Annotated in this window: 14 protein-coding genes; 5 read left to right on the plus strand and 9 right to left on the minus strand. The window is 58.4% G+C overall.

The genetic code is table 11. The features are described from left to right. Positions 1 to 227 precede the first annotated feature (227 nt). Complete coding sequence (locus OHL16_RS10520; RefSeq protein WP_263367080.1) at positions 228 to 560, plus strand: hypothetical protein; 333 nt, start codon at positions 228 to 230, stop codon at positions 558 to 560. Positions 561 to 708: 148 nt separating this feature from the next. Further along, a complete protein-coding gene (locus OHL16_RS10525; RefSeq protein WP_263367446.1) occupies positions 709 to 3,054 on the plus strand; it encodes a TIM-barrel domain-containing protein in 2,346 nt (781 codons plus the stop codon). A gap of 25 nt (positions 3,055 to 3,079) precedes the next feature. On the opposite strand, the gene OHL16_RS10530 is transcribed toward OHL16_RS10525, so the two are convergent. Continuing rightward, positions 3,080 to 3,535 (minus strand): TM2 domain-containing protein, encoded by a 456-nt coding sequence (locus tag OHL16_RS10530; RefSeq protein WP_263367081.1) that lies wholly within the window; start codon positions 3,533 to 3,535, stop codon positions 3,080 to 3,082. A 241-nt stretch (positions 3,536 to 3,776) separates the two neighbouring features. Between OHL16_RS10530 and OHL16_RS10535 the strand changes: the two genes are divergently transcribed. Further along, complete coding sequence (locus OHL16_RS10535) at positions 3,777 to 3,998, plus strand: hypothetical protein (RefSeq protein WP_317891055.1); 222 nt, start codon at positions 3,777 to 3,779, stop codon at positions 3,996 to 3,998. Between the two features lie 58 nt (positions 3,999 to 4,056). Here OHL16_RS10535 and rpmA read toward each other — a convergent pair whose 3' ends face one another. Then, positions 4,057 to 4,314, minus strand: a complete 258-nt coding sequence (rpmA, locus tag OHL16_RS10540; protein ID WP_263367082.1) for a 50S ribosomal protein L27 — start codon at positions 4,312 to 4,314, stop codon at positions 4,057 to 4,059. A gap of 107 nt (positions 4,315 to 4,421) precedes the next feature. Next, complete coding sequence (gene rplU, locus OHL16_RS10545) at positions 4,422 to 4,742, minus strand: 50S ribosomal protein L21 (protein WP_263367083.1); 321 nt, start codon at positions 4,740 to 4,742, stop codon at positions 4,422 to 4,424. Positions 4,743 to 5,047: 305 nt separating this feature from the next. On the opposite strand from rplU, the gene OHL16_RS10550 reads away from it, so the two are divergent. Continuing rightward, positions 5,048 to 5,431, plus strand: a complete 384-nt coding sequence (locus OHL16_RS10550) for a DUF6632 domain-containing protein (protein WP_263367084.1) — start codon at positions 5,048 to 5,050, stop codon at positions 5,429 to 5,431. 311 nt (positions 5,432 to 5,742) lie between these two features. Here the strand turns inward: OHL16_RS10550 and OHL16_RS10555 are convergent, their stop codons facing one another. From OHL16_RS10555 to OHL16_RS10575, 5 genes are all read right to left on the minus strand, one after another. Next, the gene (locus OHL16_RS10555; RefSeq protein WP_263367086.1) at positions 5,743 to 6,156 is read right to left on the minus strand and encodes a nuclear transport factor 2 family protein; all 414 of its coding nucleotides are present in this window, start codon (positions 6,154 to 6,156) and stop codon (positions 5,743 to 5,745) included. A gap of 2 nt (positions 6,157 to 6,158) precedes the next feature. Continuing rightward, complete coding sequence (locus OHL16_RS10560) at positions 6,159 to 7,097, minus strand: aldo/keto reductase (RefSeq protein WP_263367087.1); 939 nt, start codon at positions 7,095 to 7,097, stop codon at positions 6,159 to 6,161. Positions 7,098 to 7,518: 421 nt separating this feature from the next. Further along, positions 7,519 to 7,884: a VOC family protein gene (locus OHL16_RS10565; RefSeq protein ID WP_263367088.1), complete on the minus strand. Its 366-nt coding sequence runs from the start codon at positions 7,882 to 7,884 to the stop codon at positions 7,519 to 7,521. Positions 7,885 to 8,040: 156 nt separating this feature from the next. Beyond that, positions 8,041 to 9,687, minus strand: coding sequence for a SulP family inorganic anion transporter (locus tag OHL16_RS10570; RefSeq protein WP_263367089.1), 1,647 nt, complete (start codon positions 9,685 to 9,687; stop codon positions 8,041 to 8,043). A gap of 497 nt (positions 9,688 to 10,184) precedes the next feature. After that, positions 10,185 to 11,201, minus strand: a complete 1,017-nt coding sequence (locus OHL16_RS10575; RefSeq protein ID WP_263367090.1) for a potassium channel family protein — start codon at positions 11,199 to 11,201, stop codon at positions 10,185 to 10,187. A 204-nt stretch (positions 11,202 to 11,405) separates the two neighbouring features. Here OHL16_RS10575 and OHL16_RS10580 point away from each other — a divergent pair, with 204 nt between their 5' ends. After that, positions 11,406 to 11,732 (plus strand): hypothetical protein, encoded by a 327-nt coding sequence (locus tag OHL16_RS10580; protein ID WP_263367091.1) that lies wholly within the window; start codon positions 11,406 to 11,408, stop codon positions 11,730 to 11,732. Between the two features lie 103 nt (positions 11,733 to 11,835). Here the strand turns inward: OHL16_RS10580 and OHL16_RS10585 are convergent, their stop codons facing one another. Further along, a complete protein-coding gene (locus tag OHL16_RS10585) occupies positions 11,836 to 14,049 on the minus strand; it encodes an alginate lyase family protein (protein WP_263367092.1) in 2,214 nt (737 codons plus the stop codon). Positions 14,050 to 14,126 lie beyond the last annotated feature (77 nt).

The raw sequence follows: 14,126 nt of genomic DNA on the forward strand, positions 1-14,126 counted from the left end.
GGCAAACCGGACGTTGAGTGTCAACTGGCGATAGCAGGCCATAGCGTGAAGTGAGCACTCCAGAGGAACGTGATCCAAGTGGATGTGTAACGGGCTTCTCGGACACTTGAATGCAAACTGACCCACTAACCAGTCTGGTGCGCCGAGTTGCGCTGCGAATTGACCCGTGATAGCTTCCTCTCGGCCTGAAGGAGGCGTTTTTCCTTCACGCAAGAGGAAAATAGAACATGAGGAAGCTCATTCGAATTGCATCGCCGCTGCTTGCCGTGGCTCTCGTGAGCAGCTCGCCGGTTTTGGCAATCGCTCAGACCAACCAGGCTGCTCAAAACGTCCAGGACTGGAACACCCCGCCTGCCGGCACCGAACAGGCGCAGCAGGGCTACCGCGACGGTATCGAGGCGGCTAAGCTGGACCGGGCAGCAAAGCGCAAGATCGACGCCAAGTCGTCGCACCTGTACCTGCATCCTCCCGTCAAGGGCGCAGCTCGCGAGGCCTATCGCGACAGCTTCGTGAACGGATACGAGGCTGCAGTTAAGCACAGCGATAACCCTGGCATGTGAGCTTTGCAGCAACATCAGGAGATGCTGATACAACTGAAAGTGAAGAAAGAGGTCCCATCCATGGGGCCTTTTTCTTTGCCACAGGCAGCACGCCGGAGCCGGAAGAGTCGCCTGATGGGCAGCAGGTTTGTGGAGGGCGAGCTTGGCGATGGTGATGGCGAGACGGACGGGGCGGGGCCTGATGGCCGTGGTGATGGGGATTGCTCTCACGGCAGGCGCGGCTGGCGCGCAGCAACCGCAGGATGTTCCGGTATCGCCAACAGCACCGGCAGGGCAGCCTGCGACGGCGATGGCGCAGTCCGGCCGCACGGCCGAGGCTCCGGTAGAGGGGCTGGTCCGCAAGGACATGTACACGGTGGCGCTGACGCTGCCCGGTAGTCAGAAGGCCGCGGGAGCCGCTGCCCCAGAGCTCCTGCTGAGCGACTTTGAGTTCGAGGGCGAGCGTGTGCGGGCGAGCCAGCTTCACTTCAGGCAGCTCTCGCCTGGCGTCGTCGAAGTTACGAGCATCGCGTACACGGTGGGCTACTGGCGGTTTCGCGTGCGCGATGCGGCGAACTACTACGGCCTGGGCGAGCACTTCGACGCGCTCAACCACAGCCATACGATTGTGCGGAACAGCTCAACCGACAACGGGCATGCGAAGGGCTCGTCGACCTACAAGCCGATGCCGTTCTACATGAGCACGACGGGCTACGGGCTCTGGGTCGATACGACGTCTGACGCGACCTTTGACATGAACGCCTCGAGCGAGCATGAGGTGATAGTCGATGTCGCGACCGACAAGCTGCGCATCGTGCTGTTCACCGGGCCTGAGTTCCCGAAGATCCTCGACCATTTCACCGAGTTGGCCGGGCGATCGATCCTGCCGCCGTACTGGGCGTTTGCGCCGTGGACCGGCCGCGACTATCACCAGAACGACGCCCAAGTGAAACAGGACGTCGACAAAAACCGCGAGCTGGGTCTCCCGGCGAGTATCATCCTTATCGATTCACCGTGGACAACGGCCTATAACAGTTACAAATTCAACCCGGCGCAATTTGCAGACGCACCCACAATGGTGAAGTATGTGCACGACAACGGTTACAAATTAGTGCTGTGGCATACCTCGTGGATCAATGTGAAGTCGGACTCGCCGGGAGAGGCTGGCTTTGCGGGCAAGATGGCCGAAAAATCGGAGAACTACGACGAGGCAGCGGGCAACGGCTACTTCGTGAAGACCGCCGACGGGACGCCCTACGTTGGTCGCTGGTGGAAGGGGCTGGGCTCGCTGATCGACTTCACGAACCCTTCGGCGAAGCTGTGGTGGCAGGACCAGGTTCGCCAGGCGATCAAAGCAGGAGCGGACGGCTTCAAGGACGACGACGCCGAGGGAAGCTTTGTGGCGGCGCCGGTGAAGTTCGCCGACGGCACCGATCCGCGCGTGATGCGCAACCGCTACGCCGTGCTCTACAACAACGCGATGGAGGAGCTGATCCAGAAGGACCTGAAGGGCAACGGCGTTCTGTTCGCTCGCAGCGTGACGCAGGGAGCGAACGGCCTCGGGCTGCTCTGGGGAGGAGACAACGAGTCGAGCTTCAGCCCGGAGAACGGTCTGCCCACCGTCGTGACGGCTGGACTGGGCGCGGGGCTGAGCGGCATGCCGCTCTGGACCTCCGATCTGGGCGGCTACCTGAAGACCTCCTCAGCTCCCGATGCGACGCTGTTTCAGCGCTGGACGGAGTACGCAGCCTTCTCGCCGGCGATGGAGGTGTTGTCGCAGACGAACCTCGGGCCGTGGGATTACGGGGATCAGGCTCTTGCTACGTATCGCAAGTTCGCCGTCCTGCACATGAGCCTTTTTCCGTACCGCTACGCCGCGGCGCAGGAGGCGGCGAAGACGGGCATGCCGATCATGCGGGCGCTCGTGCTGAACTACCAGAACGACGAGCGCGCACGGCAGGCGAAGGACGAGTATCTCTTTGGGCCCGATCTGCTGGTGGCTCCTGTGGTGAACGAGGGCACGCAGCGAGTCGTCTATCTCCCTGCAGGCGAGTGGGTCGACTACTGGACAGGCGCGCATCTCACCGGCGCAAAGACGGTCGTGGCAGAGGTTCCGATAGACGCGATCCCCGTCTACGCCCGCGCTGGAGCAGTGATTCCGAAGATTCCCGAGGACGTGATGACGCTGGTCCCGCAGAGCGAGAGCGGGAATACACAGGTGAAGGCGATGGACGACCGCCGCGTCTACGAGCTAATAGGCGGGGAACTGATCAGCGGCGGCGACGCAACCGGCAACGCAACGATTAAGGACTTCGAGGGAAGGACCGTGGTGCGCCACGACAACTCGCTGACCATCGCGGGAGACTCGGTGGCCCACATGATCGTGCGCTGGCGGTTCGGCAAGCCGGGGAGCGTGACGGTGAACGGCGCGGCCGTCCTGGTGCAGACCGGCGATGGTGGCGAGCCGTTCGTCGAGTTCGACCACGTGGACAAGAGCGAGGTCGCCTGGCAGTAAGGCCGGTGAAGAGCCGGGTCAGATTTCAGACCGTTCCTACTTCAGCCTGCTCCGCGTGGATGGGGTTGCTGGTCGCGTGGCCGCAGTGCGGGCAGAAGGCGGCCATCGGTTCGACGGGGCCTCCGCAGGCGGCACAGGGAGTAGGCGTGGAGCTCGGCGGCGCGTAAGCGTAGGCGCTGGCGAGGATATGGCGGGCGATGTAGTCTGCCTGCTGGGCGTTGTACTCGCGGACGCGGCCAGGCATGAAGAACGCCTCGACCAAGCCGGCGAGGGTGGGGATACCGGTCCAGAAGAAGCAGAGGTACAGGATTCCGAGGCCGTTCCGGCTCAGGTAGAAGTGGTGGACTCCGAAGCAGCCGAGGAACAGGGCGAGCAGAACGCCGATCACCTCGTCGCGGCGGGCGTGCTGGTACTCGGCGTAGAACCAGGCGCGCTGACGGTCGTCCATGCGTGCTGTGTAGACGGGATCTGCGAATGACATAACGTGTAGCTCCGGGAAAGTGCTTCGCAAATGTGCAGAGTGGGATACGGCTCTGTTCTGGTTAGAGTTCCATAGTGTGATTAAGGGCTCGTGAGCCGAAGAACAGTTAATTACTTATCGGCCATGGATTTACAGATCGGCAGTATTTCCGGCGCGAAACTCCCGAAGAAAGTTTGTGACGAATTGCCCGAGGCAACGGATGAAGGCAGTTCCGGTCTCCAAGCAATGCAGGAGGTCGGTTATGAAAGGTATGGAATCGCTTCACTCCGGCCAGTGCGGGCTTTGCTCGCACTTCGGTGAAGGTCATCCGTCGACTCCCGTGCTGATTACGATCATGAAGAAGAAGGAGGCGCCGCTGAACATGCTGGATGAGTGCGGGCATCCGAAGCACGCCGGGCTGCACCTGAAGGTTTCGCCGATCAGCGGCTGCGATGGCTTCGCTCCTGCGGCGCGGGCGGCCTAGATTTGAGGGAACAAAAAGCCCTGCCGAAGCAGGGCTTTTCTTCATGCTGGAGAATCTCTTACGCGACAGGTTCGATGGAGACAAACCGCCCGAGCTGTCCGCGATCCTGGAACTTCACCACGCCGTCGATCTTGGCGAACAGGGTGTCGTCCTTGCCCCGGCCCACATTGGCGCCGGCCTTCAGTGGGGTCCCACGCTGACGAACGATGATTGAGCCCCCGGTGACCGTCTGGCCGCCGAACCGCTTCACGCCGAGCCGCTGCGCATTGGAGTCGCGGCCGTTTTTCGAAGATCCTAAACCTTTTTTATGTGCCATCTCGATTGCCTCTTTCGCGCCGCCCAAAGGCGTTGCGCATGAAATCTAAACTCTCAATCCCATCTAGCCTTTAGCTAAGAGCTAGAGGCTGGCAGCGAAAAGCTGCCTTACTTGAGCGACTTGCCGCCCACCACGATCTCGTTGATCTTGACCTCGACGTAGTCCTGGCGGTGGCCCTGCATCTTCTTGTACTGCTTCTTGCGCTTCAGCTTGAAGACCAGGATCTTGTCGCCGCGGCCTTCGCCGAGCACGGTCGCGGTCACCTTGGCGCCCTTCAGGTCGCTCTCAAACTGACCCTCTGCCCCGCTGACGGCCAGAACGTCCGAGAACTCGACGTTGCCTTCCTGGTGCGCTGTGGTCTCGATCTTCAACGTATCGCCAGGGGCGACCCGGTACTGCTTGCCGCCGGTGCGGATAACTGCGTACATAACCAAACCTCTAAAGCGTAGCGCACAAAGCGCCAACCGCCTTCTTCATGGATTGTGCTGCAAGGGGCGCATACAGGAGCACTGCATCAGCCAACCGGCCCGGCCAACCCGGTCCGTCTCGTTCAGGACCGTCGGCCAACCAATTGTCCTGCAGCCTGAGGTTTAAGACACACCGGCTACAGCGCCAAACTTAATGAGTGTACCGTTTTCCGGCCGGAGGGTCAATTAGGGGTTGAAATGCTTGATTTGGGATAATACCGTTTCAAGCAGCGATTTTTCTTTTAGATCCTCGTTTTGAGGTGCCTTTGCGACGACGCTTGCTGCAGGTCCTGCTGGTGCTCAGTGGTTTATTCTTTGTTGCGGGCATTTATCCGCTGTTCACATCGATTCCACGACATGATCAGTCTGCTTACGGCGATCAGATGATGCTCGCTGTTTATTTTGTGCTTGGGGTGTTCCTGCTCCTGGCGGCGAAAATGCCCCAAGCTCACCGCAGTTTAATTGCGTTCCCTGGTTGGGGAACTCTCGCTCACGACGCCATCATGGCTGTCCAAGCTTACCAACAGAAACAGTTGCGCTCCGAATTGCTGCCTCTGATCGTAATCGCACTGCTCTGCATCTCTCTGATTATCCTGACTCCTCCACGGTTACTCTCTAGCGGAGCGCCCCGTGTTAGCTCACCTCAATAGGGGAGGCAGTAATCGCGATGAAGAAAAGAACTCGTACCGATGCTGACGTGTCGGAATCCCAACGGCATATCGATGTCCTTGTTCTGGTCATCGATCGTCAGGAATAAACGAATCTTGTGCCCTGCAAGGAAACGCCGCGAGTTCGGGACGAGAGGGACACATCTCGCTTCTGAGACGTGGGTGCTGGGCGTTTGAATAGTCCCGGGCGGGAGATGGATCTTGCGAGTTGCCGCCATAACTTCTGACGGGCCATCATCAAAGTAGGGAAAGTTCAGCCACCGATCGGGGTTCAATCTCGCCTCAATGCGGCGTCAGGAGATCCGCTGAACCCATTGACTCCGCCAGGCCGGCGCCTCGAAGGGATCTGCGAAATACTGTGTCTCGTGCACGACCTTACCGTTGCGGAACTCCATAATGCTCACTGTGTATGCTGGGCGCCCCTGGTAGGTGATTGTGTATTCCGTGATCCAGAGATCACCTTTTCCGAGAATTCGCTTGACGTTGAAACCTGACGGCTTGCCGGGATGATGACTCCGCACGGCCTGCAAATTGCTTCGCCCGAGGATTCGCTCGCCTGACTGGGGATAGTCACAAATGGCGTCGTCATCGTAAATATCGTGTTCCGCGTTTGCATCTCCGGCTGCCGACGCGTCCCAGTGCGCGTTCAGGGCTTTACGTATTTGCTCCTCTTGCATGGACTGCTCCAGGTGCTGTTTGGGTTTCATGTTCAACTACCTTGTGGAATGAAACCCGGGCTGCCGGTCTTCACTACTTCATTGAACCTCTGTCTAGTCTGAATTCGATTGATTTCGTCAAACGCGTCTTCCGGAAGGGCAGAGATGTTGAGATTCTCCCGCGCGCGGGCCGCAGTCTTAGGCGTGGTAAGCAAAGCCGTGCCGCGCTGCACCGCCCAGGCCAGCAGCACCTGCGCTGGCGTCTTTCCAACTCGCGCGGCGATTGCCGAAATGACTGGATCTTCGAGCGGCCCCGGCCTTATTCCGTGACCCAATGGCGCGAAAGCCAAAAGCACAATGCCCTTCTCCTTGCAGAATTCCAGAAGCTCCGTTTCCGGCAGATACGGATGTGCTTCGACCTGGACCACGGCTGGCTTGATTTTCGCAGATTCGTAGATGGGCACCAGTCCGTTCAAGGTTATGTCAGACAGTCCGATGGCCCGGCATCTGCCATGGTCTACGAGACTTTCCATCGCCCTCCAGGTGTCGAGCAAAGTGACGCCGCGGTCGTAAAGGACATTGCCGTTTTGATCCCGCGGATCCTGCTCGTCCCCCGGTTGAAACGCAAATGGAGTGTGAATGAGATAGAGATCCAGATACTTGAGCCCGAGTCTGTCCAGACTCGCTTCGAAAGCCGGTTCGACGCGCTCGGGCCGGTGATTGGAGTTCCACAACTTTGTGGTAACAAAGATGTCTTCGCGCGCGATCCCTCCAGCGGCAAGTCCCGCCTGCAACGCCTCGCCTACCTCACGCTCGTTCCGATATCGTTCCGCACAATCGAAGTGTCGAAATCCGGCTTCCAGCGCGTCTCTGGTAGCACTTATCGTCGCGGCTGCATCGGGAATCAGGGTGCCAAACCCGAGCGCGGGCATGTGGCCGGCTCCGTTGCTGAGTGGTATTCTCGCCACCCGAAAATCAGACGATTCGATCATGGTGACGCCTCGGCACCATCTCGCGTCCAGCATGACCGTCCGGATAGGCAATCCTCTACTCGACAGGCGGGGCGACGCGCGTCTTTATATTACTATTCATTGCTTCAATTCCACCTTCTGAAGGAGCAACACCAGCTTCCCTGGGTAGAGAGTTCCGAAAAACCGATCTGGCCCGAACCTCATCCCAACTCCCGGGCGCTAGCTTCATCTGCACGATAAGTAGGAATATCGAGCCAAGCCGCCAACTGTCCGAGCGAGGCGCAGGGAAAGGGATATGCCTGCTGTTGCACGTGTTGGTCGAAGGAATGGCATAAGGCTATAGAAAGCAGCAGACCTGCCCTCCGAAATCAGCTTCTAATTGCCAACCGCCATCATCGGAAACATTCGAGACGCTAGAGGACCAACGGGGTCGGTCTCTGCATCAACCAGCAGCAACAGGCTGCCAAAGCTCGACACGATTTCCTTCCGGGTCGGTGAACCAGCCGAATCTGCCGAAATCGTAGCTCTCGCGTTTGGGATCGACCGCGACGCCTTCGTTTGTCAGACGGTCCAGCACTCCATCGAGGTTATCCACTTGGAGGTTGATCATTGCCTTCTGTACCACAGGGAAATACTCATCGTCTTGGCTGAAGAAGGCGAAGACAATCTGAGCACGTTGCGCCGAGGCAGGAAACGCGAAGAACCCTTTTGACCTCGATAAGCCGAGATGCCGTTCGTACCACCCATAGAGTTGTTCTGGATCCCTCGCTCGGACAAATGCACCGCCAATCCCGGTGATTGAAGCCATGCAGCCTCCTACGAGCAATGTCCAGAGCTTACACCTAAAGAATAGCGGGCAAGCGAGAAGTTCAATGGAATTGATTAGAACCCATCTCATAAATGCCTCTGGTCGGCGAAGCTTGGCAGAATTACTTCCGGATTGCCGACTAAACCCTTTCTAGGGCTATGATTGTGGTTTCGCTGCCGTCTCCGACAAGTACGCCTGAACACACTCGTAGCGGGATTCGAAGATTCGGTTCGAGCCGATGAGTTCCAGCAGCCCCATACGTTCAAGGACTCGCGGCTGTCGCACGGGGACGACAATGAAGGCAAGAGCTACACCGGCCTTTTTCAGGTCCTCGAAGAGTTCAAGAAGGGCGCGTCCGGCGGAAAAATCCATCTCTGTAACGGCCCTGGCGTCAACCACCAACCATCGCACGGCCGCCGGTGAATCGTGCACAAGTCTCCGAGCCTGGTCTGCAAAGAATGCTGCATTGGCGTAGAAAAGGCCCCCTCCAAACCAGAACATAACCAAACCGGGTTCGGCTTCCCTTCCGGGGACGGGGTCGTCAATTCGCCAGTGATCGGTACTGTCCCGCACGACGACGCCGGTATGCGGCCGGTAGCCGTGGCGCACATGCATCAGCAAAGACATTACCGTCGCGAGCAGAATCCCTTGCTCCACACCGAAAAAGACAACCGTTGCCGCTGTGATCAAAGCCAGAAGGAATTCTGTTGGACTCACGCGGCAAACTTCCGCGAGACCACGATGATCGATCAGTTTGACGCCGATCATGAAAACAATCGCAGCGAGGACGGAGTTGGGAAGATAACTCAGCGGCTTCGTCAAGAACAGCAGGACGAGAAGCGTAACGGCAGCGGTAGTGAGATGAGCCCACTGAGTGCGGCCGCCTCCTGAGTCCACGATTGCTGTCTTGGTCGGGCTGCCGTTCACGACAAACGTACTGCTGCAGCCCGCGACTAGGTTGGCCAGCGACAAACCAACTAAGTCGACATTCTGGCTGAAGTTTTCGCGGTAGCGCAAAGCGTACGCCCGCGATGTGGCGGCACTTTGAGAGAGGATCACGATAAAACACGAGAAGGAGATCGGCAGAACCAGCATCACGTCTGAGAGCGTAATATGCGGAACGCTCAGATGGGGAAGGCCGCCCGGGACGTTTCCAACTACACGTACGCCGTGGCCGGCCCAATTGCGGATGGCGCTTGCTGCGGTCATGCCGACTACGGCGATAAGAGCGCCGGGGAAACGTGGAGCGAGGAACTCAAATCCTACAATGACGGCCACAACCGTCAGTGCGATAAGCGCGCTTGGCAGATGGGTTTCGTTCAGGTGCCGCAAGGTGAAGAGAGTCTGACGAAGAAACCCGTGGCCGTTTGCTTCGATGCCGAGCATCTCGTGTATCTGACCAATTGCAACCTGCACGCCGACACCCGTAAGGAAGCCGACAAGCACTGTTCGAGAGAGGAAGTCAGCAAGGAAGCCAAGACGAAGGATCCTGGCCAGAAGGAGTGTGGCTCCAGAAACGAGTGCGATGAGACTGGTAAGCTCGATGTATCGCGGAGTATTGGCAACAAAGGAAAGAGCGGTCAGCGCCGCGAATACCATCGCCGCCGTCGCAGAATCTGCGCTGACCACCAGATGCCGCGAAGACCCGAAGACCGCAAACACCACCATTGGCAGGAAGATCGTGTAGAGCCCAGTGATCACAGGTGTGCCGATGATCTTGGTGTATCCCATTACCTCTGGAATGCCCAGCGCAGCGAGCGTGATGCCGGCCATGATGTCGGAACCGAGTTGAACCTTATTCAAAGGCAGGAGTCCCTGCATGATAGGCAGGGAATGCCACCATGAGTTCTTCCTATCGGGGCTTGACACTAGTATCGCCATAGTTCACCGCCGCTGGCGGCTACATCAACCTAGAACGCTGATCCCAGATTCCAGATATAGTCTCTTTGTCCGAATGAATGCTTGCTCAGTTCCTCCGCGTAAAAGAACGACCAGGCGCACCTATTATCCGCGACAAAGACCATAGCACCAGAACCAATTAGCTGGCATTTCGGGGTCCTGGGTGTATCACCGGCAATACGGAAGTTATGCCGAGGCGGGACAACCCGGCTCGTCAATTTATGAGATAGGTTCTAGTCTCGGGAAACGCGCTTTTCGCCACTTGTCCGTGTAGTCGGCATCTCGGACAGATTGCCGCGACGCTGTAGCACAAGTTCATCGCCAAACCAACCTGAACATTACCCGTTTTTCCGCGTAGTGGCCAAGTTTGAATGCGCATGTCCGAACCACCCCCCCGAGTACTAGCTGGTAAGAATCTGTTCAAGCTTTTGTAAGCTCGACCGCTCACCCATGACGATCAGGAAATCACCGGCCGAGATCTCGAGTTCAGCGGGGGGATTGAAGATTGTTTCGCCCCCTTGTTTACGAACCGCAAGCACGATCACTCCGGATTTCCGCGACTCCAACAGCTGCCCCAGAGTCTTCCTGGTGAATTCACCTGTGAATTCACCCTTGGACGCGACGCAGACTTCTTCCATCGTGACCTTTGGCCCTATGTCGCCTCTGGCGAAGTCCAGGAACTCAACCACATGGGGTCGCAGCAATGCGTCAGCAAGTTGGCGTCCCGCCATCGCATAGGGAGTAAAGACAGTGTCGGCTCCTGCGCGGCGCAATTTTTCTCCGGCTTCTTCTTCAGAGACCCGGGTTACAACAGTCAGCCTCGGATTCAGAGTCTTTGCCGAGAGAATGATGAAGAGGTTCTCGGCATCGGAGGGCAAAGCGGCAATCAGTCCCCTTGCTCTGGTCACGCCTGCTTCGCGAAGGCTGTCATCTTGCGTCGCATCCGCAACAATGGCAAGCATTCCAGCGTTCACCGCCTTTGCAACACGCTGCTCATTGCGATCAAGCAACACGAAGGGAGCGTCTGCCCGTTGAAGTTCATAACAGGCGTTCCGGCCTACACGGCCAAAACCGCAGACGATAATGTGGTCGTGCAGGTGATTGATCATGCGTCTTTTCCTGCGTTCGCCATAGCGATCCTGTAACTCGAGCTCGATGATAGTTTGGGTCATGGCGCCCACCGCTAAGAACATGGCGCTCACTCCAAACAGAATCAGGAACGAATTAAAGACCCGTCCAGCATGGCTGAGAGGCCACAGCTCCTGATAGCCGACCGTCGTGATCGTCGTGATGGTCATGTAGAAGCCGTCGAACCACGTATAGCCTTCTATCAGCTTGAAGCCGGCGGTACCCACAACCACCGTGAAGCATAACAGTCCAGCGATCAGAATGATCCGGCGAACCAGGCGGCTTTGCATCGAAGATATCCCCGAAGAGATGTTCAGGCCGCCATTGGCCTCCTGTCGACGGCTTAAGCGAGGCTCGAAAGGCGTAGCGACCGGAATCGAACGATCAAGCGGACAAAATCTATTCCATCAAGAAAAAGCTTCAAAACCCAGCAGAAATCCTTGTCGCCCCCCCCAAACCACGCATCTCAAACAAAATAAACCCAGGGAGGCAGCATGAACCAGGATCCCAATTCCTTTCGCGCCATCCTGAAACACCCGAGTGCCTTTCTCCCCCTCGCAATGTCCCTTACAGCCTTGGCAGTCGTGTTTGTCGCCGCAATCTACAACGTCCTCCATTACGGGCATGGCCTTGTTCGTGAACCAGACGAAGGGACCGCCGCCCACCTCTGGCAGTTGCTTATGGCGGGACAGATGCCGATACTGGTCTTCTTCGCCATCAAGTGGCTGCCGCGGGCTCCAAGATCGACGCTGTATGTACTCGCACTGCAGGCCGGAGCAGCGCTCGCATCCATGGCCCCTGTCTTTTTCCTCAATTTGTGAATGCCCGCGACTGTCACCGAACCAGACAACGGTAAAAACAAACCGGCAGCCAGACACTTGGTCCGGTTGCCGGTTTCGTCGTTTCCAGTAGAACGCTTACCTGTCAATAATTGCTTGGGGTGAAGCTGCAAACATTGTTGGAACCCACCGCGGCATAAAGCGCCTGGTTGTTCAAGGTAGGGGCGTTCAGCCGGAAGCCGTAGTTCTGGCCGACCAGCGTCGTCGTCCCTCCCGCCGGAGTGACGTACACCGTATACGTCTGGGCCGGCACGTTCACGATGAACTCGAACGCGTAGGTTGTCCCACCGGTGTACGGAATACTGTTGGCCGCCTGGTAGCCCGTGCTGTTATACGCGTCGATGAACCCCGAGGGATTGAACCGCGCGATCGCCGCCAGGCTGGTGTAGGCGCTCTGCGGCCCATCCGTTAGGCCCATCACGGTATTGATGAGGTTCGCCGAAGGAGTCGCCGTGTAGGTCGCCGTGAAGGTAGTCGACTCACTCGTGAAGGGCGTGTTGTTCCACGTGGTGCTCGCGCTCTGGCACGAGGGGCCGCTCGCAGTCGCCGTAAAGCCGCAGACATTGTTCGTGCCAGCCGCCGCATACAGCGACAGGTTGTTCAAGGTCGGCGCGCTGGTGCGGAACACGAAGTTCAACCCCACCAGGGTCTTCGTGCCGCCTCGCGGAGTCACCCAGACCGTGTAGGTCTGGGCCGCCACGTCCACGTCGAACTCGAACGTATACATCGTGCCGCCCGAGTAAGGAATGGTCGAGACTGCACTGTACCCCGTGCCGTTATACGCGTCGATGAACCCCGAGGGATTGAACCGCACGATCGCCGCCAGGCTGGTGTAGACGGTCTGCGGCCCATTGCTCAGGCCCATAACGGTATTGATCGGGCTCCCCGAGGGAGTCGCGTTGAACGTCGCCGTAAAGGTCCCCGTCTGCGCCGCAAACGAAGTGTTGCTCCACGAACTGCCCACCGTCTGGCACAGATTCGTTGAGTGCGTCAGGGCCTCGAACAGCGTCATATGGTTGCCATAATCGCCCGTGAGAGACAGATTCAGCAGCCCGTTCTGGATCCAGTTATAGACATTCGCCGTGCCATGCAGGCCGCTCGATCCAGAGCCATCCGCCAGGTTCGGATCGTTCAGGCGGTTGTGGTAGTGGTTATAGCCGATCGCGTACGTCGAGCCAGAGCCGAGCGTGATCTGGCCGATGTGCGTCGCACCAGAGCTGGTGCAGTAGTTTGTGGGTGCCGTGATGAGCGCGTTCTGACCGCCCCCCTGGCCTTCAAAGCCTGCCATCACATTTATCGAGCCGACGATGCGCTGCTGGGCTGCGCTGCCGGTGTCCTGGTAGAGTGAGCCGCCCTGGATCCAGTCCGTCTCCGCAGCGTTGATGGTTCCGGCGATGCTGTCTTCCGTATGCGTCAGATCGCGGCAGGTCTCCTGCGCAACGTTCGTGGTCGACGAGTCGAAGACCGTCTGCCCATACCAGCTCGGGTTGCCACGCGGGGAAGGTGCATGGAAGCCTCCATCGACAGACTGCAGATAGAAGAGGTCAGGCACGCGCCCCTGCCAGAACGAGCGCGCCGTCGCCAGCAGCGATGCGTTCTCCGTGAACACGGCAATCTGCATGATACCGTCGATCATCGACATGTCCCAGTTGCCGTTCACGCCCGATCCGTTCTGAATCACAGGCAGGTAGACGTTATTCAGCATGTTCGTAAAGGCCTGGATGTTCGAAGAAGACCATCCGGAGCCATTGCCGCCGGGCTTGCCCCAGCGGATGATCTCCGCCGCGCGCGGCCACTTCTGCGAGTCCCACCCCGACTGCAGCGGCCCGTTCGAGCAATCCGTGCCGCTCGGGCACGAAAGTCCGTTGGTCCCGGCGTACCCTATGAAGTTGTTCGCGTAGGTGTTCATGATGTTGATCGCGTTATTCGCGTAGGTCTGGTTGCCCGTGATGTACCACAGCAGAGCCTGCACATAAGCCGCGTTGGAGTCGTTGTCCGCCTCCTGACATCCGTTATTGGGATGCGAGAAGGCTCCGCACTGGTTGATGCCACCGGGCCACGGCCCCTGCACCGTGTAGCTCAATGAGCCATAGCTGCTGCTCATCGCCTTGTTCACCTGGCTGACGATGACAGAATTATTTGCCTGGTATGCAGCACGGGTTGCATCCAGCTGCTGCTGGCTCACCACAATGCCGGGATGTACCCATGTCTGGGCCTGGACCGCCGCTGGGGAGCAGAACGCCGCGCACAATGCGCAGAGCAAGAGGGCATTACTGACTGCGGACTTCCGAAAGTTCATGGAACGTCTCCTTGGGCAAAATCAGTTAGTTCGAACTCTGGCCGAATATCGACCGCCGATCATAGAACCATCGCGCT

It is taken from the genome of Edaphobacter bradus, assembly GCF_025685645.1.
In the GTDB taxonomy this organism is placed as follows: Bacteria; Acidobacteriota; Terriglobia; order Terriglobales; family Acidobacteriaceae; genus Edaphobacter; species Edaphobacter bradus.

Bases quoted from the DNA above. Each gene is read 5' to 3' on its own strand.
- OHL16_RS10520 (WP_263367080.1), top strand. From the start codon at position 228: ATGAGGAAGCTCATTCGAATTGCATCGCCGCTGCTTGCCGTGGCTCTC.
- OHL16_RS10525 (WP_263367446.1), top strand. From the start codon at position 709: ATGGTGATGGCGAGACGGACGGGGCGGGGCCTGATGGCCGTGGTGATG.
- OHL16_RS10530 (WP_263367081.1), bottom strand. From the start codon at position 3,535: ATGTCATTCGCAGATCCCGTCTACACAGCACGCATGGACGACCGTCAG.
- OHL16_RS10535 (WP_317891055.1), top strand. From the start codon at position 3,777: ATGAAAGGTATGGAATCGCTTCACTCCGGCCAGTGCGGGCTTTGCTCG.
- rpmA (WP_263367082.1), bottom strand. From the start codon at position 4,314: ATGGCACATAAAAAAGGTTTAGGATCTTCGAAAAACGGCCGCGACTCC.
- rplU (WP_263367083.1), bottom strand. From the start codon at position 4,742: ATGTACGCAGTTATCCGCACCGGCGGCAAGCAGTACCGGGTCGCCCCT.
- OHL16_RS10555 (WP_263367086.1), bottom strand. From the start codon at position 6,156: ATGAAACCCAAACAGCACCTGGAGCAGTCCATGCAAGAGGAGCAAATA.
- OHL16_RS10560 (WP_263367087.1), bottom strand. From the start codon at position 7,097: ATGATCGAATCGTCTGATTTTCGGGTGGCGAGAATACCACTCAGCAAC.
- OHL16_RS10565 (WP_263367088.1), bottom strand. From the start codon at position 7,884: ATGGCTTCAATCACCGGGATTGGCGGTGCATTTGTCCGAGCGAGGGAT.
- OHL16_RS10575 (WP_263367090.1), bottom strand. From the start codon at position 11,201: ATGCAAAGCCGCCTGGTTCGCCGGATCATTCTGATCGCTGGACTGTTA.
- OHL16_RS10580 (WP_263367091.1), top strand. From the start codon at position 11,406: ATGAACCAGGATCCCAATTCCTTTCGCGCCATCCTGAAACACCCGAGT.
- OHL16_RS10585 (WP_263367092.1), bottom strand. From the start codon at position 14,049: ATGAACTTTCGGAAGTCCGCAGTCAGTAATGCCCTCTTGCTCTGCGCA.